General features: G+C 71.6%; 15 protein-coding genes. 7 read left to right on the top strand and 8 right to left on the bottom strand.

What is annotated here, in order from left to right; translation table 11 throughout:
* Positions 1-20: 20 nt before the first annotated feature.
* From ACWCQ1_RS33785 to ACWCQ1_RS33775, 3 genes are read left to right on the top strand one after another with little or no spacing between them, the layout of a single operon-like run.
* Positions 21-1,424 carry a glutamine synthetase family protein gene (locus tag ACWCQ1_RS33785; protein ID WP_451028094.1) on the top strand — a complete coding sequence of 468 codons (1,404 nt, stop codon included), beginning with the start codon at positions 21-23 and terminating at the stop codon, positions 1,422-1,424.
* 1 nt (position 1,425) lies between these two features.
* Positions 1,426-2,562: an amidohydrolase family protein gene (locus ACWCQ1_RS33780; protein WP_358597252.1), complete on the top strand. Its 1,137-nt coding sequence runs from the start codon at positions 1,426-1,428 to the stop codon at positions 2,560-2,562.
* 15 nt (positions 2,563-2,577) lie between these two features.
* Entirely contained in the window at positions 2,578-3,114 is a 537-nt protein-coding gene (locus ACWCQ1_RS33775) for an NUDIX hydrolase family protein (protein WP_133048061.1), read from the top strand.
* Here the strand turns inward: ACWCQ1_RS33775 and ACWCQ1_RS33770 are convergent.
* Positions 3,077-3,895 carry a DUF427 domain-containing protein gene (locus tag ACWCQ1_RS33770; protein WP_358597249.1) on the bottom strand — a complete coding sequence of 273 codons (819 nt, stop codon included), beginning with the start codon at positions 3,893-3,895 and terminating at the stop codon, positions 3,077-3,079. The genes ACWCQ1_RS33775 and ACWCQ1_RS33770 overlap by 38 nt on opposite strands.
* Before the next feature lie 18 nt (positions 3,896-3,913).
* On the opposite strand from ACWCQ1_RS33770, the gene ACWCQ1_RS33765 reads away from it, so the two are divergent.
* Together ACWCQ1_RS33765 and ACWCQ1_RS33760 are read left to right on the top strand one after the other, a co-directional pair.
* A complete protein-coding gene (locus ACWCQ1_RS33765; protein ID WP_451028093.1) occupies positions 3,914-4,855 on the top strand; it encodes a sigma-70 family RNA polymerase sigma factor in 942 nt (313 codons plus the stop codon).
* Between the two features lie 55 nt (positions 4,856-4,910).
* Positions 4,911-5,468, top strand: a complete 558-nt coding sequence (locus ACWCQ1_RS33760; protein WP_451028092.1) for a dihydrofolate reductase family protein — start codon at positions 4,911-4,913, stop codon at positions 5,466-5,468.
* 137 nt (positions 5,469-5,605) lie between these two features.
* Here ACWCQ1_RS33760 and ACWCQ1_RS33755 read toward each other — a convergent pair whose 3' ends face one another.
* The 6 genes from ACWCQ1_RS33755 to ACWCQ1_RS33730 form a co-directional block, all read right to left on the bottom strand.
* Positions 5,606-6,412: a hypothetical protein gene (locus ACWCQ1_RS33755; RefSeq protein WP_451028091.1), complete on the bottom strand. Its 807-nt coding sequence runs from the start codon at positions 6,410-6,412 to the stop codon at positions 5,606-5,608.
* 442 nt (positions 6,413-6,854) lie between these two features.
* Positions 6,855-7,838: an aldo/keto reductase gene (locus ACWCQ1_RS33750; RefSeq protein WP_358597240.1), complete on the bottom strand. Its 984-nt coding sequence runs from the start codon at positions 7,836-7,838 to the stop codon at positions 6,855-6,857.
* Between the two features lie 72 nt (positions 7,839-7,910).
* Entirely contained in the window at positions 7,911-8,576 is a 666-nt protein-coding gene (locus ACWCQ1_RS33745) for an NUDIX domain-containing protein (protein ID WP_133048066.1), read from the bottom strand.
* 56 nt (positions 8,577-8,632) lie between these two features.
* Complete coding sequence (locus tag ACWCQ1_RS33740; protein WP_451028090.1) at positions 8,633-10,081, bottom strand: alpha-amylase; 1,449 nt, start codon at positions 10,079-10,081, stop codon at positions 8,633-8,635.
* Positions 10,078-12,810 (bottom strand): MGH1-like glycoside hydrolase domain-containing protein, encoded by a 2,733-nt coding sequence (locus tag ACWCQ1_RS33735; protein ID WP_451028089.1) that lies wholly within the window; start codon positions 12,808-12,810, stop codon positions 10,078-10,080. Before ACWCQ1_RS33735 ends, ACWCQ1_RS33740 begins: the two co-directional genes overlap by 4 nt.
* A 153-nt stretch (positions 12,811-12,963) precedes the next feature.
* Positions 12,964-13,458, bottom strand: coding sequence for a PaaI family thioesterase (locus tag ACWCQ1_RS33730; RefSeq protein WP_133048069.1), 495 nt, complete (start codon positions 13,456-13,458; stop codon positions 12,964-12,966).
* A gap of 93 nt (positions 13,459-13,551) precedes the next feature.
* Between ACWCQ1_RS33730 and ACWCQ1_RS33725 the strand changes: the two genes are divergently transcribed.
* The gene (locus ACWCQ1_RS33725) at positions 13,552-14,025 is read left to right on the top strand and encodes a winged helix-turn-helix transcriptional regulator (RefSeq protein WP_133048070.1); all 474 of its coding nucleotides are present in this window, start codon (positions 13,552-13,554) and stop codon (positions 14,023-14,025) included.
* 5 nt (positions 14,026-14,030) lie between these two features.
* Here the strand turns inward: ACWCQ1_RS33725 and ACWCQ1_RS33720 are convergent, their stop codons facing one another.
* Complete coding sequence (locus ACWCQ1_RS33720; RefSeq protein WP_451028088.1) at positions 14,031-15,197, bottom strand: acyltransferase family protein; 1,167 nt, start codon at positions 15,195-15,197, stop codon at positions 14,031-14,033.
* 191 nt (positions 15,198-15,388) lie between these two features.
* Here ACWCQ1_RS33720 and ACWCQ1_RS33715 point away from each other — a divergent pair, with 191 nt between their 5' ends.
* Positions 15,389-15,637, top strand: a complete 249-nt coding sequence (locus ACWCQ1_RS33715) for a hypothetical protein (RefSeq protein ID WP_208779198.1) — start codon at positions 15,389-15,391, stop codon at positions 15,635-15,637.
* Positions 15,638-15,644 lie beyond the last annotated feature (7 nt).

The following is a 15,644-nucleotide window of genomic DNA, read 5'->3' as shown; positions in this document are numbered from 1 at the left end:
GTCTCGACCGTGGAGGACGTATGACCACCCTCGCCGATCCCGTCCCCGGCGGCCGCCCCGGCGACGTCGACCGGGCCAGGGCCCTGAGCGGTGAACTGTCCGGGCAGGGCGTGCACGGCATCGTGCTGTCCTACGTCGACACCGCCGGCATCGGCCGGGTGAAGACGATCCCCACGGCCAAGCTCGCCTCCGCCGCGGCCTGGGGCGTCGGCATGTCACCGGTGTTCGACACCTTCCTGGCGAACGACTCCATCGTCACCACGGACGTCCTCGGCTCCCCCGACGGCGATCTGCGGCTCTACCCCGACCTCGACCACCTCGTCGTCCTGGCAGGGCAGCCCGGGTGGGCGTGGGCGCCGGTCGACCGGATCACGCAGGAGGGCGAGCCGCATCCGGGGTGCTCACGCACGGTCCTGCGCCGACTGGTCACCGAGGCCGCCGAACGGCACGGGCTGTCCTTCGAGGCGGGCATCGAGATCGAATGGGCCGTCGGCCAAGGCCCGTCCGCCACCGGGGACTTCGTGCCGGCGCTGCACGGACCGGCCTACGGGGCGGCCCGGCAGGTCGAGTTGAGCGACTACGGCGCCGATCTGCTGGCCGCGCTGGCGGCGCAGGACGTCGACGTCGAGCAACTCCATCCCGAGTACGCGGCCGGGCAGTTCGAGATCTCGGTGGGCGCGCTCGACCCGGTGGCCGCCGCCGACCGCAGCGTGCTGGTGCGGCAGACGATCCGGGCGGTCGCCGGGCGCCACGGGCTCGTGGTGTCGTTCGCCCCGGCGGTCTTCGCGCAGGGCGTCGGCAACGGCGGCCACATCCATCTCTCCGCCTGGCGCGACGGCGTCAACCTGCACTCCGGCGGTCAGGGCCGGCACGGAATGACCGCCGAGGCCGAGTCCTTCGCGGCGGGCGTCCTCACCCACCTCCCCGCGCTCACCGCCGTCACCGCGCCGAGCCCCGCCAGCTATCTGCGCCTCAAACCCTCCCAGTGGGCGGGGGTGTTCACCGCCTGGGGCCGCGAGACCCGCGAGGCCGCGGTGCGGATCGTCACCGGCACCGCGGGCCTGCGCGAGCGGGCCGCCAACCTGGAGGTCAAGCCGGTCGACCTGGCCGCCAACCCCTACCTCGCGCTGACCTGCGTGATCGCGGCCGGCCTGGACGGGCTGACCTCGTCCACGCCCCTCCCGGAGGAGATCACCGGCGACCCGGCCCGTCTCGGCGAGGCCGAGGCGGCGGCCCGGGGTGTGCGCCGGCTGCCGGCCTCGCTGCCGGAGGCCGTGGAGGAGTTCCGCAAGGACGAGCGGCTGCGGGCCGCGCTCGGGCCGGTCCTCGCGGACGCCGTGATCGCCGTACGCCAGGGCGAGATCGCCGCGGTCGAGGGGTACGACGACGAACAGGTGGCGGCCGCCTACCGCTGGAAGTACTGAGATGCCCTCCGGTCCCGTCGAGGAGGCGCTCGACGCCCTGCCGTTGGTGGACCACCACTGCCACGGTGTGGTCACCGGCGACCTGGACCGGCAGGCCTTCGAGAGGCTGATCACCGAGGGCGGGGTCTGGCCCGGGATCTCCACCTTCGACAGCCCGGTGGGCGTCGCGATCCGCCGCCACTGCGCTCCCCTGCTGGACCTCCCGCGCCACGCGCAGCCCGACGCCTACCTCGCCCGGCGCGCCGAGCTGGGCCCCGGCGAGGCGCACCGCCGGTTCCTGGCGGCAGCGGGGACCGAGGTGTTCTGTGTGGACACCGGGTACGCCCCGGAGCGTCTCACCACACCGGCCGAACTGGTGGAGCCCGTGGGCGGGACGGCGTACGAGATCGTGCGGCTGGAGAGCGTCGCCGAGGAGGTGGCGGCGCAGGGGGTCGAGCCCGGCGAGTACGCGGACCGCTTCCGGGTGGCCGCGCTGGAGGCGGTACGGCGGCCGGGCGTGGTCGGCGTGAAATCGGTGGCCGCCTACCGCACCGGCTTCGACCTGGACCCGGCGCGCCCCTCCGACGCGGAGGTCACCGAGGCGGCCCGGCGCCTGCTCGCGGGCGGTTCCGGACGGCTCGCGGACCCGGTGCTCGTACGGCATCTGCTGTGGACGGCCGTCGACCTGGGCCTGCCGCTCCAACTCCACGTCGGCCTCGGCGACAACGACATCCGGCTGCACCGCTCGGACCCCGCCCACCTCACCGACTGGCTGCATATGACCGCCGGCACGATCCCGGTGCTGCTGCTGCACTGCTGGCCCTACCAGCGCCAGGCAGCCCATCTGGCCGCGGTCTTCGAGCAGGTGTACCTGGACGTGGGCCTCGCCCTGCACCACGTCGGCCCGGCGCGGGCACGGGCCGTGCTGGAAGAGGCCCTCGAGATCACGCCCTTCCGCAAACTCCTGTACAGCTCGGACGCGTACGGTGTGGCCGAGTTCCACTGTCTGGGCGCGCTGTCCTTCCGCCGGGCGCTGGCCGGTCTTCTTCAGGAGCGGGTGGACGACGACGAACTGGACCTGCCGGACGCGCTGCGCCTGGCGGAGTGGGCGGGAGCACACAACGCACGCCGGGTATACCGCCTGCCCGGCGCCTCCTGAAAGTATGATCAAGCAATGTCTGACATGACCGATACCACGCCCGGCTGGCTCTCCCCCGACGAGCTGGAGATGGCGCGTGCCAGGATGCCGATCCTGTACGTCGAGGCCGTGCCCGTGCGCGTGGACGACAGCGGCGAAGTCACCAGCGTCGGCCTGCTGCTGCGCATCGGGCCGGACGGGACGGTCAGCCGGACCCTGGTCTCCGGCCGGGTGCTGCACCACGAGCGCGTCCGGGACGCCCTGCTGCGCCACCTGGAGAAGGACCTCGGCCCGGTGGCGCTGCCCCGGATCCCGGCCTCGCTGCAGCCCTTCACCGTCGCCGAGTACTTCCCGACCCAGGGCGTCACGCCGTACCACGACCCGCGTCAGCACGCGGTGTCGCTGGCCTACGTGGTCCCGGTGACGGGTGACTGCCGGCCCCGGCAGGACGCCCTGGACCTGGTCTGGTTCAGCCCGCAGGAGGCCGTGTCGGAGGCGGTGCAGAGCGAGATGCCGGGCGGGCACGGGGTGCTGCTCAGGCAGGCGCTGGCCCACGTGGGCTGCTCGGTGTGAACAGCGCGCTGAACGGTGTGACGGGGCGCTCCAGCCGCTCCCCGTCCACGGTGATGTCGACCGCCTCGTTGAAGAAGGCCAGCAGTCCCTTGATCGCGCCGACGGCCGGCAGCGGATCCGGGTAGCTCCACACGAGGTTCGCCCCGCCGGGCGTCGACCAGTACTCGGCGGTGCCCTTGTAGGGGCAGCCGGTGTGGTGGTCGGTGGCGGTGAGCAGGTCCATGCGGACGTCCTCGCGCGGGATGTAGTAGCGGGTCGGCAGGCCGGTCTCGAAGAGCAGCACGGGCCGGCGGGTGTCGGCTACGGGCGTACCGTCGACCGCGACCTGGACATGGCGGCCGCTCACGAGGGCGTCGACGCGTTTGTGCGGGTCCCGGGGGTGGACGAAGATCTCTTCCTCCTCCTCGTACCAGTGGTCGAGGCCCTTGCCGCTGCGCCGGAACCACTCGAAGGCGATGTACTCGGCGAGGTCGGCGGAGGGGAAGGTCCAGGCGGCGTTCTCCAGGAGCTCGCCGTCGATCTCCAGGTCGTAGAAGACCGTCGATCCGGTGTGGGACCCGGTGCGAGGGCGTTTCGCGGGGCGCAGGAGGTCCTCGCGTACGTCGCCGCGCGGGAAGGCGTACTGCGGTACGGGCAGTGACGGTTCCCAGACGAGGACGGGGTGCCGGCTGTCGACGACGGTGACGTCGCCCTTGCGGCCTCGCACCCTGCGCTCGCTCGGCTCCCACAGGAGGCCTTCGGGGGTGGTGCGGACGGACTGTGCGGTGGGGAGTCCACTCATGGGTCCATGATGAACCTCATGGACCTTGAGCCGTACCGGGGCGAGTTGGTGGCGTACTGCTATCGGATGGTGGGCTCGTTCCACGAGGCCGAGGACCTGGTGCAGGAGACCCTGCTGCGGGCCTGGAAGGCCCGTGACCGGTACGACGCCGCCCGCGCCTCGGTGCGGACCTGGCTGTACCGGATCGCGACCAACGTGTGTCTGAGCGCACTGGAGGGGCGGGCGCGACGCCCGTTGCCCTCGGGGCTGGGCGCGCCGAGCGACGATCCGGGGGTCCCGCTGACCCCGGCCTTGGACATTCCCTGGCTGCAGCCGTTCCCCGACGGCCGCTACGACGTCGAGGCGCGGGCCGATCTGCGGCTGGCGCTGGTGGCGGCCATGCAGGTGCTGCCGGCCCGGCAACGGGCCGTGCTGGTGCTGCGGGAGGTGCTGGAGTTCAGTGCCGCCGAGGTGGCCGAGCAGCTTCAGACGACGGTCGCCGCCGTGAACAGCGCGCTGCAGCGGGCCCGGGTCGCGCTGGCGGGCGTGGGCGATCCCGGCGAGGTGACCGAGCCCGACGACGCCGGGGCGCGGGAGGCCGTGGGGCGGTACGCGCGGGCGTTCGAGGCGGGGGACGTGCCCGGGCTGGTCCGGCTGCTGACGCACGACGCGATCCTGGAGATGCCGCCGGTGCCGCTGTGGTACCGCGGGAGCGAGCGGTACGGGCTGTTCATCGAGCGGGTGTTCGCGATGCGCGGCACGGGCTGGCTCAGCCGGCCGCTCACCGCGAACGGACAGCCGGCGCTCGCCGCGTACGCGCCCGGGGCGGAGGGCGGGCCGCACCGGCTGCATTCGCTGCAGGTGTTCACGGTGACCGGTGGTCTGGTCGCCCGCAACGTGGTGTTCGCCGATCCGCGGGCCCTCGATGCCTTCGACCTGCCCCGGGAGATTTTCTTCGACGGGTTTCCCGGCGGGCGATGAGTCCGGCCGGTGTCGCCGGTACGTACCGGCGACACCGATCGAGAGGACATCGGACATGAGCGTCATCGTCATCGCGTACACCACCCTGGACGGGATCGTCACCGACCCGGACGGCTCCGAGGGGACACCGGGCGGCGGCTGGCTGTTCGGACACGGCCCGGAGGTGGTCGCCGGGGACAGGTTCAAGCTGGGGGCCAGCCTGGACGAGGGGGTCCTGCTGCTGGGGCGGACCACCTGGGAGCAGTTCTCGCGGCTGTGGCCGCAGCGCGACACCCCCTTCGCGCTGCGGATGAACGCCGCGTCGAAGCTGGTCGCCTCGCGCACCCTCACCGACGTCTCGGCCTGGTCCAACTCCCGTCTCCTGGAGGGCGACCTGGTGGACACCGTCAAGCGGGAGCAGCGGGACGTGGTCGTCATGGGCAGTCTCGGCGTCGCCCGCGCGCTGATGGCCGAGGACCTGGTCGACGAGTACCGGCTCGTCACCCTCCCCACGCTGGTCGGCACCGGCGGCCGTCTCTTCCCGGCCGACACCTCACCCGTCCACCTGGAGTGCCTCTCGGTGGAACGAGCCGGCCCCGCCGTCCTCACCCGCTACGGGAGGACCCAGGCCTGAGAAGGTCGCGTCCGCACGCGTAACGACCGGTCCCTCACCCCAGCAGCGAGGGACCACCCGCGCTCGTGGACGAGGGACCAGGCGGCTCCACGCTCGTAGACCAGGGCGATGGCGGCCGCGACCGCGCCGCCGCGGCCTCACGGTAGCAGTGAGGGGCGGCCGGTCGTGGGGCACGGGGTCGGGACGGAGCCGGGGGTGGTCGGGGAGGACGGTTTGGCGGTGCGTCGGCGGGTGTGCTCGTGGACCAGGGCCAGGACGATGGCGGCCGCGACCGCGATGAGGTGCTCGCGGCCCGCCAGGTTGGGGACGGCGATCGACTCCCAGACCATCGAGCCGCCGGTCAGCGTGAACACGATGGGGGCGCGGCGGACGACGGAGATGTACGTGAACAGGCCGACCACCGCCGCCGACGGGCCGGTGTCGAGGACCTGCCCGATCTCCGGCGGCAGTCCGATGCCGTGCCAGCCCGGCCCGATCGCGAGCATCACCCGGACCGTGAGGGTGCCGGCCAGGGTGGTGACGTAGGAGATGAGGAGGGTTCTGGCGCGGCCGAGGGCGAGTTCGGCCAGGGCGAAGGCCAGGAACAGCTGGGTGATGCCCGCCCACACCGGCAGGTCGAGGGCGGGCACGTACAGCGACACCGGTGTGCGCAGCAGTGCGAGCCACAGCGGCAGGTCGGCGTAGACGCCGCCGAGCAGCCGCACGGCGGTCGCGCCGGCCGGGTGCTGGGCAATCGCGTGGAAGAAGATGACGCCGAAGGCGGCGAGGAAGGCGAGCGACAGCGCGGGCAGCCCGCGGCGTCTCAGCTGCCGTACCGGGTCGACGATGATGCCGTTCCACTCGCCGCGCAGTGTGCGCCACAGGAACAGCAGAGTCCGCCACCACCACACGGCCTGGGGCTGTCCCTCACCCCGTTCGACCAGGTCGGTCCCCCTGATAAGCAAGATTCCCCCGTCTCTCGAGCACGGCCCCCACCGTATGGACCGGAAATCCGCGCGGGTCGTTCATAACCCTTGGCTAAAGCTTCAGTGAATTTTTCGGGGCTGTCACGTGTACGACCATCGACTTGTCCTGCGTGTACCCAGGAGGGCCGATCTCTTGCTCGTCCTCTTGCTCGTCCTCTCGTTCGCCGTGGGCTCCGCCGCGATGCCCGGCTTCGCGCTGCTCCCGTCCCTGGGCGGCTTCGCCGGCGGCTCCTGCGCACGCGCTCCTCCACCTCGACCTGCCGGCCCACGCGGGCCTGCTAGACCGGCGGTCGGTATACGGCCCTCGCGGGCTACGCGCTCACGGCCGGCCTGACCCTGGCGGCCGTCGTGGCGCTGCTCGCGCGTTCGCCTGCACCACCGCGGGCGGCGCGCGCGCCGTCAACGCCCTCGCCGCACGGGCTCAGTGCGCCGCGTCCAGCCTCGCGCGCTGAGCCGTCGTCAGTTCCAGGTCGACGGCGGTGAGGTTCTCCTCCAGCTGGGCGAGCGAGGAGGCGCCGGCCAGCGGGACGATCGGGACGTCCGCGCCCAACTGCCAGGCGAGGACGACCTGGTTGACGCTCGCGCCGGTCTCCTCGGCCACCTCGCGCAGGGCCGCGAGCCGGGGCGGGGTGCCGGGGTGGTCGTAGTCGTGCGGCAGCCGTTCGGGGCGGACGTAGGCGCCCTTCAGCAGGGGTGAGTAGGCGACAAGGGTCAGGCCGGGTTCGGCCCGCAGATAGCTCAGCAGCTGCGGGCCGACGGCGCCGAGACTGCCGTCGGGGAACATGTCGCTCGGCACGTCCGTGCGGGGGCGCAGATAGCTGTGCTGGTACTGGAGGACCTGGTAGCCGGGCAGCCCGGCCGCGGCGGCGATCGCCCGGGCCCGCTCCACCCGCCACACGGCCTGGTTGCTCACCCCGAGCAGACCGACCGTGCCCTCGGCGACGAGTTCGGCGAAGCCCTCGACACTCTCGCGCTGCGGAACCGTCGGGTCGTCGATGTGCGCGTACAGCAGGTCCAGCTTCTCCACGCCGAGCCGTTCGCGGCTGCGTTCGGCGGACTCGCGGATGACCTTCGCGGACAGACCCTCGGGGTTATCGACGTAGCTGGTACCGGGGGCGAGGGGGCGGGCGCCGAGCTTGGTCGCGATGACGATCTCGTCGCCGACGCCGCGGCTGCGCCGCCACCGGCCGAGCAGTTCCTCGCTCTGGCCGCCCTGGCCGCCGTCCTCCCAGAAGGCGTAGTTGTCGGAGGTGTCGATGAAGGTGCCGCCCGCCTCGACGAACCGGTCGAGCAGGGCGTACGACGTCTTCTCGTCGGTGCGGGAGCCGAACAGCATGGCGCCCAGCGCGAGGACGCTGACCTCCCGGCGGTGCGCCGGGTCGGTCCCGATCGTGCGGTACTTCATGGGTGTGTCCTCCCGTTCGCGCCCGGATGGGCGGTTACGAACGGGAGTCTTCCTCTTGAAGTGCGCTTGAGGTCAACCCTTCGCGAAGGGTCCGTCGAGGGCGGCCCACTGCAGCAGCATGATGGTCTTGGCGTCGTTGATCTCGCCGGTGCGGATCATCTCCAGGGCGCGGCGGAAGGGCAGTTCGACGATCTCGATGTCCTCGCCCTCCTCCTCCAGGCCGCCGCCCTCGTGGGTGTGGGTGGAGGGTCCGTAGGCGGCGGCGAAGAAGCTCACGCGCTCGGTGACCGAACCGGGGCTCATGTAGACGTCGAAGACGTGCTCGACCTCGCCGATGGTGTGCCCGGTCTCCTCCACCACCTCGCGGCGCGCGGTGAGTTCGGGGTGCTCGTCATCGTCGTCGAGCAGTCCGCCCGGGGTCTCGATCAGCATGCCGTCGGGGTGGCCGTTGACATAGACGGGGAAGCGGAACTGCCGGGTGAGCAGGACGGTTTCGCGGTCGGTGTCGTACAGGAGCATGGTGGCGCCGTTGCCGCGGTCGTGCGTCTCGCGCTGCTGGCTGCTCCAGGTGCCGTCGGCGTGCTGGAAGTCGAAGGTGGTGGCGCGCTCCACGTACCAGTGGCTGGAAAGCAGTTTCACCTCGCGCACCCGCACGCGCGGGTTTCCGGTCAGGTCGAGCCCGGTTCTGTCCAGCCCGGTGCGGCCACGGCGGTCCGGGGTGTCGATGCCGGCGGTCACAGGTCACCGCCGGTCGTGCGTGAGCAGGTCATGGTCGCTGTCTATCACGGCCCCCGTCAGGCCGCGCTCAGGACGTGGGAGTGCCAGGCGGGCAGGTCGACGAAGAGCCCGGGGGCGAGCAGCGCGTCGCCGTCGCGGTCGTACGTCAGGTCCGTCAGCAGGTCGGTGAGCCGGTGCGGGGCTCCGGCCAGGTCGGGCCAGGGCAGCGGGATCTGGCCCTGGGCGGGGGCGTCGGAGTAGTTGACGACGACGAGGTGGCGGGCGCCGGGGCCGGTCCAGGACCAGGCGAGCAGATTGCGGTGGGTGTCGTTGTCGGGCCAGCCGGTGACGGGGAGCAGGCGCCACTCGCCGTCGCGCACGGCGGCGGCCGCCGGGATCAACCGGCCGTAGAAGGCACGGAGTTGTTCGTCGGCCGGCTCCTCGGGGCGGCGGGAGAGGAACACCGGTGGGCGGACCCTGCGGCCCTCGAACTGGCCCTCGTGCCAGAGGGTGGCGCCCGGCAGGGTGGCGACGGTGACCGCCGCGGCGCGTTCCCGGTCGCCGGGGAGGGTGGCGGCGGCGCGGGGTTCGTCGTGGTTCTCCAGGAAGCGGACCAGGCCGCGCTGGTAGTCGAGGCCGGCCTGGAGGTGGCCGCGGACCGCGTCGGCGTCCTCGTGCAGGAGGCGGTCGTAGAGGCGCTTGTCGTAGCAGTGGTCGAAGCCCTGCTGCTGGAGCGCCCATTCGAGGTCCCAGTAGGCCTCGGCGACGAGGAGCAGGTCCGGGTGGCGGGCGCGGACGCGCGGGACGACGTACGGCCAGAAGTCCTCGGCGGGCGGCGGTCCCGCCTTCTCGCCCCAGGTCTTGGCGAAGACGTCGTTCATCAGCAGCATCGCCATGTCGCAGCGCACGCCGTCGGCCTGGTCGCCGATGGAGACGAGGGTGTCGACGGTCGCCGCGCGCAGGTCGTCGCTGAAGGCGTCGAGTTGGACGACGTCCGGCCAGGGCGCGAAGTAGGGGTCGCGGCCGCGGGCGTAGATCTGCCCGGCGGCCTCCAAGTAGGCCTCGGGCGACCGGGCCAGGTCGTCCTCGCTGCCCCGGATCAGGCAGTGGGGGCGTTCGGCGAGCCAGGGGTGGTCGGGGGCGACGTGGTTGGGGACGTAGTCCAGGATCAACCGCAGGCCGCGCGCGGCGAGTCGGGCGCGCGCCTCGGCGAGGCCCTCCGGGCCGCCGAGGGAGGCGTCGACGACGTAGTTCCGTACGCAGTACGGCGATCCGGCGATGTCCGCATCGGTGAGGTCGGGCAGGGCCTGGACGAAGGAGGCGAGCAGGGACTCGTCGCGCAGGGCGATCGCGAGTCCGGCGGGGCTGCGCTCCCAGACGCCCATCAGCCAGACGGCGTCGACGCCCGGCACGGCGACCTCGTCCCAGGCCTCCTCCGGTACGTCGCCCAGGGTCACCGGACGGTCGTAGCGGGTGCTCAACTCGCGCAACCAGACGAGGGTGTTGATCTCGTACATCACCGTCATGAGAAGGGCTCCTCCTCGTCGGTCCTGAACCGTTCGTCCCGGGGCCGCAGGGAGTCGCGCCCGCCGCGCCGCCAGTCGTCGGCGCTGATCGCGTGGAACACGGTGGCGGTGGCCGCGACCAACCCGGTCCAGCCGGTCTGGTGGGAGGCGCCGAGGCCCGCGCCGTTGTCGCCGTGGAAGTACTCGTAGAAGAGGATCAGGTCCTTCCAGTGCGGGTCCTTGGCGAACTTGGGCTGCGCTCCGTGCACGGGCCGGTGGCCGTCCTCGCCGCGCAGGAAGGTGGCGATGAGGCGGTCGGAGATCTCGCGGGCGACCTCGTAGAGGTTCAGCTGCCGCCCGGAGCCGGTCGGGCACTCCACGGTGAAGTCGGGCCCGTGGTAGGCGTGCAGGTTCAGCAGGGCGCGGATCAGCAGGAGGTTCATCGGGAACCACACCGGGCCGCGCCAGTTGGAGTTGCCGCCGAACATGCCGGAGTCCGACTCGGCGGGCAGATAGCCGACGCCGTAGGTCTCGCCGTGCACGTCGAAGGTGTACGGGTGGGCCGCGTGGTAGCGGGAGAGGGACCGGATGCCGTGCGGGCCGAGGAACTCCTCCTCGTCGAGCATGCGGGCCAGGATGCGGCGCAGCCGGTCCTCGCCGAACAGGGCGAAGAGGTAGCGGCCGTCCGGATCGGGCTCCGCGTGGACGTTCTGGTCGACGAAGGCCTCGACGGCCGGGTGCCGCTTGATGAACTCCTTCGCTCCCTCCACCAGTTCGGGGAAGACACGGTGGGCCCGGCCGCCGATCACACTGGTCGCCGCCAGCGGGATCAGACCGACCAGCGAGCGCACCTTCATCGGCTGCGCGCTGCCGTCGGGCAGCCGCAGCACGTCGTAGAAGAAGCCGTCCTCCTCGTCCCACAGGCTGGCGTTGTCCTTGCCCATGCGGTTCATGGCGACGGCGATCCAGGCGAAGTGCTCGAACAGCATCTGCGCCTGCTCGACGTAGACCGGGTTGTCGACGGCGAGTTCGATGGCGATCTCCAGGAGGTTCTGGCAGTACAGCGCCATCCAGGCGGTGCCGTCGGCCTGGTCGATGTGACCGCCGGTGGGCAGCGGGGCGCTGCGGTCGAACACGCCGATGTTGTCCAGGCCAAGGAAGCCGCCCTGGAAGACGTTGTTGCCGTCGACGTCCTTGCGGTTGAGCCACCAGGTGAAGTTCTTCGTCAGCTTCTGGAAGGCGTTCTCCAGAAAGGCGCGGTCGGCGTTCCCGGTGCGGTGCTTCTCCAGTTCGTAGACGAAGAGGGTCGCCCAGGCGTGCACGGGCGGGTTGACATCGCCGAAGTTCCATTCGTACGCGGGGATCTGGCCGTTGGGATGCAGGTAGAGGCGGCGCAGCAGCAGTTCCAGCTGGGACTTGGCGAAGCCGATGTCGACCATGGCCAGGGCGATGGTGTGGAAGGCGAGGTCCCAGGCCGCGAACCAGGGGTACTCCCAGGTGTCCGGCATCGAGATGACCGCGTCGTTGACCATGTGGTACCAGGCGCTGTTGCGCAGACGGGGGTCGGCGGCCAGGGGGTCCACCCCGTGCTCGGCGAGCCAGCGCTCGACGTCCAGGTAGTAGTACTGCTTGCTCCACAGCATCCCGGCGAGTGCCTGCCGCACGACCCGCCGCTCGTCCTCGCCCATGCCGTCGGGAAGGACGCTGTCGTAGAAGGCGTCGGCCTCGGTCCGCCGCGCGTCCATCGTCGCGGCGAAGTCGCCGAAGGGGTCGGTGAGTTCACGGTCGCTGAGTCGCAGGCGGACGGTCACGCCGTCACCGGCGGGCACGGTCAGGACGGTGTGCAGGGCGGCCTTGGTGCCGGTCTGTACCGGGTTGACCGCGGCGGTGTCGCCGTGGACGACGCAGCGGTCGATGCCGTCCTTGACGTAGGGCGTGGTGTTCGGACTGCCGAAGATGCGCTCGTTGTTGGTCTCGTTCTCGGTGAACAGGGCGGTGGCGTCGGTGTCGTGGTAGAGCCAGCGCGGGCCCAGTTCCTCGTGGTCGGCGCGGATGGCGTCGGGGGTCTTCGTCAGGCTGGGTACGGCGGTTCCGCCGGCCCAGGACCAGGTGTGCCGGAACCAGAGGGTCGGCAGCAGGTGCAGGGTCGCCTCGTCGGGGCCGCGGTTGTGGACGCTGATCTCGATCAGCAGGTCCTCCGGGCCCGCCTTGGCGTATTCGACGAAGACGTCGAAGTAGCGGTCCTCGTCGAAGACCCCGGTGTCGAGCAGTTCGTACTCGAAGTCGTGGCGGGTTCGGGCCCGGTTGGTGTCCACGAGGTCGGCGTAGGGGAACTCGCCCTGCGGGTACTTGTAGAGGTACTTCATGTAGGAGTGGGTGGGCGTGGAGTCGAGGTGGAAGTAGTACTCCTTGACGTCCTCGCCGTGGTTGCCCTCCTGGTTGGTCAGGCCGAACATCCGCTCCTTCAGGATCGGATCGCGGCCGTTCCACAGGGCCGGCGCGAAACAGAGCCGCTGCTTGTCGTCGCTGACACCGGCGATGCCGTCCTCGCCCCAGCGGTAGGCGCGGGAGCGGGCCTGGTCATGGGTGAAGTACGACCAGGCGTCGCCGCCGGGGCTGTAGTCCTCCCGTACGGTCCCCCACTGGCGTTCGCTGAGGTAGGGCCCCCAGCGGCGCCAGTCGGCCCGGGACGCGTCGGCGTCCGCGAGCCGTTGCCGCTCGGCGCCCGTCACACCGCTGTCCGCCGCCATGACCGCCTCCTCGTAACCGGGCAACGCACCCAGCCTCGACGGTCCCGGCCGACGCCGCAATGCCTGAGCGGCGGAGGGGGGACTTCCCCCTGCCGATCGGTGCCGGTGAGCGTCGTCAGCCCGTTGGAGGGGTCACTGGCGAGGCTTTGTCTCTCAGGCGGCCGGTACGGGGAACAGCATGCAGCTGCTCGTCGCGTGGGCGAGGAGGCGGTCGGTCGGGTCGAGGAGTTTCGCCTCGGCGAGGGCGGTGCGGCGGCCGCTGCTGACGATGCTGCCGACGGCACGGACCTTGCCCGTCTCCGCTGTGACCGGGCGCAGGAACTTCACCGTCAGGTCCAGCGAGGTGTAGGCCATGCCCTGCGGCAGGATGGACTGCACGGCGCAGCCGGTCGCGGAGTCGAGCATCGTGGCGTAGACACCGCCGTGGACGCTGCCGATGGGGTTGTAGTGCTCTTCTCCCGGCTCCAGGGAGAACACCACGTGCCCGTGGTCCACCTCTTCCAGGGCCATGCCCAGGGTGGCCGCGATCGGCGCGGCGGGCAGGCGCCCGGCGAGGATCTCCCGCAGGAACTCCAGCCCCGAGCCGCGTCCCACGGCTCCCGCCGAGATCGCGGGATCCTCCCAGTCGTACGTCCGCGTGCGTTCCATGCGCCTGCACCATCTCCCTGACTCTTTCCCCCGAAGCTAGCCGTGCGTCGAGCTGGCTGTCAATGACAGAGTCAGGGGCCTACCATGGCCGCTATGAAGTGGCTGGAGATGAGCACGGAGAACTGCACCGTCCAGCGCACGCTCGACCTGGTCGGCGAGAAGTGGACGCTGCTGATCCTGCGGGACGCCTTCAACGGAGTGCGCCGGTTCGACGAGCTGCGCCGCCATGTCGGTCTCTCGGACGCCGTCCTCTCCGACCGGCTGCGCAAGCTGGTCGCCGCCGGGATCCTCAACACGGTGCCCTACCAGGAGCGGGGCAGCCGGACCCGGCACGAGTACCGGCTCACCCCCAAGGGCCGCGATCTGTGGCCCGTCCTCGTCGCGCTGCGGCAGTGGGGCGAGACGTACGTCGCCAATCCGGAGGGCCCCGTCATCGAGATCCGGCACCGCGACTGCGGCGCCCCGGTGCGGGTCGTGGTCGAGTGCCCCGAGGAGCACACCGCCCTCGCCCCCACCGAGGTCAGCGTCCATCCGGGACCGGCCGCCCGGCCCGTCCCGCGGCCGTAGGCGCCCTACCGTTCGAGTGCGGGCCGCCCGACGGCGGGCCGCTTGCTGAGCAGCAGGCGGCGCCCCGGTACCTCCACCGCCTCGTACAGCACCCAGGCCAGCCCCAGCGACACGGTGAACGCGACGGCCGTGGTGGCCAGGCCCGCGGTCACACCGAAGCGCGGGGAGGTGCCGAGCAGGCTGGTCGCGGCCCGCAGGACCAGCAGGTGGATCATGTAGAAGGCGAAGGACAGCTCCCCCAGCCGCACCAGCCATCGGCGCCGCCACAGCGAGGGCTGACCGCGCAGGTCCGCGACGGCCGCGGCCGGGATCAGCAGCGCGAAGCCGATCACCGTGCAGGTCGTGGCGGGGTATCCGGCGGTGACCTGGGGCACCAGGAAGTAGCCGATGAGCGCCAGGGCCAGCGAGGCCTCCAGACCGGGCCCGCGCCAGCGGTCGAGCAGCACCAGCCGGGCCACGGCGGCGCCGATCACGAACTCGGGCAGCCTCGCGGCCGGGAAGGAGTACAGCGGCTGGTCCGCCCAGTGGTGCGCGTCCGCCCGGGCCAGCACGAACACCGCCAGCAGCGCGAGCCCGGCCAGGGCCGCCGAGCCCCGGGCGCCGAGGCGGCGCAGCAGCAGGGCGAGCAGGGGGAAGGTGCCGTAGAAGAACGCCTCGCAGGCCAGCGACCAGCTGACGGGGTCGAGGGTCTGCCACCAGGGGCGCCACCAGGAGTGCACCAGGAAGGCGTTGGCCAGGCCCGCGGTGAGGGTCGGTCTGTGCTGGTGGGCCAGGGTGAGGGCCATGACGAGGGCGACGGCCGCGGTGACCAGGTGGACGGGCAGGATGCGGGCGGCGCGGCGTCTGAAGAACGGCCAGGCGCGGTCGCCGGGCCGCGCGGACCACATCAGGACGAAGCCGGAGAGCACGAAGAAGAACGACACTCCGTTGGCTCCGGCGCCGAAGGCCCACGTCATCACGCGCTGGCCGGTGCCGTCGAAGTAGTGGAAGTTGTGCACGTGCAGTCCGAAGACCAGCAGCGCGGCGATCCAGCGCAGTCCGGTCAGGGACGGCAGCGTGGGCGCCGCGGCGGGGCGGGGAATCCGGTTCTTCGGTGTGCCGGTGGTCTCGGTGGCGGTGGTCTCGGTGGCGGTGGCGGGCGGTGTCCCGGGCGCCCTGGTCGCCGTCGTCATCGGGTCGCCCTTCCGGGGATGTGCGTACGGGGCATGAAAGGGAGCGTTACCTCTTCGTCATCTTCCAATCGGTCCCGTGGACAACGTCACACCGATGGCGCTGGTTACGAGATCCGTCCTGGTGTTAGGCAGCGGTTACCGGTGGGTCTATCGTCGGAATCGTGGGCCACAGCATGGGAGGTCGGCCGGTGATGCCGCAGGACGAGGCCGTGATCGGCTGCATCGGGAAGGTGCTCATCGGAACCCGGGGAACCGCGGGCCCCGGTGAGGTCCTGGTGCCGGTCCGGGGCGGCTCGGAGACCTTCATAGCCTGGTCCGACGAACCCTTGCCGACGGGGGCGACGGTGCTCGTGATCGAGTCACGTGGGTGTCGTGAGGTCGGCGTCATCGAGTGGAGGGATCCACTCGGAGCGATCGGCGACCGTGCCGACGCGGACTGAGGAGTAG

Source organism: Streptomyces sp. NPDC002144, from assembly GCF_053593695.1.
Note: the sequence above shows the minus strand (reverse complement) of the source record. Positions and strands in the feature narration are given on the sequence as shown.

What these genes read in the sequence shown, in the direction of transcription:
- ACWCQ1_RS33785 (WP_451028094.1), top strand. Translation starts at nt 21, where the DNA reads ATGACCACCCTCGCCGATCCCGTCCCCGGCGGCCGCCCCGGCGACGTC.
- ACWCQ1_RS33780 (WP_358597252.1), top strand. Translation starts at nt 1,426, where the DNA reads ATGCCCTCCGGTCCCGTCGAGGAGGCGCTCGACGCCCTGCCGTTGGTG.
- ACWCQ1_RS33775 (WP_133048061.1), top strand. Translation starts at nt 2,578, where the DNA reads ATGTCTGACATGACCGATACCACGCCCGGCTGGCTCTCCCCCGACGAG.
- ACWCQ1_RS33770 (WP_358597249.1), bottom strand. Translation starts at nt 3,895, where the DNA reads ATGAGTGGACTCCCCACCGCACAGTCCGTCCGCACCACCCCCGAAGGC.
- ACWCQ1_RS33765 (WP_451028093.1), top strand. Translation starts at nt 3,914, where the DNA reads ATGGACCTTGAGCCGTACCGGGGCGAGTTGGTGGCGTACTGCTATCGG.
- ACWCQ1_RS33760 (WP_451028092.1), top strand. Translation starts at nt 4,911, where the DNA reads ATGAGCGTCATCGTCATCGCGTACACCACCCTGGACGGGATCGTCACC.
- ACWCQ1_RS33750 (WP_358597240.1), bottom strand. Translation starts at nt 7,838, where the DNA reads ATGAAGTACCGCACGATCGGGACCGACCCGGCGCACCGCCGGGAGGTC.
- ACWCQ1_RS33740 (WP_451028090.1), bottom strand. Translation starts at nt 10,081, where the DNA reads ATGACGGTGATGTACGAGATCAACACCCTCGTCTGGTTGCGCGAGTTG.
- ACWCQ1_RS33735 (WP_451028089.1), bottom strand. Translation starts at nt 12,810, where the DNA reads ATGGCGGCGGACAGCGGTGTGACGGGCGCCGAGCGGCAACGGCTCGCG.
- ACWCQ1_RS33730 (WP_133048069.1), bottom strand. Translation starts at nt 13,458, where the DNA reads ATGGAACGCACGCGGACGTACGACTGGGAGGATCCCGCGATCTCGGCG.
- ACWCQ1_RS33725 (WP_133048070.1), top strand. Translation starts at nt 13,552, where the DNA reads ATGAAGTGGCTGGAGATGAGCACGGAGAACTGCACCGTCCAGCGCACG.
- ACWCQ1_RS33720 (WP_451028088.1), bottom strand. Translation starts at nt 15,197, where the DNA reads ATGACGACGGCGACCAGGGCGCCCGGGACACCGCCCGCCACCGCCACC.
- ACWCQ1_RS33715 (WP_208779198.1), top strand. Translation starts at nt 15,389, where the DNA reads ATGCCGCAGGACGAGGCCGTGATCGGCTGCATCGGGAAGGTGCTCATC.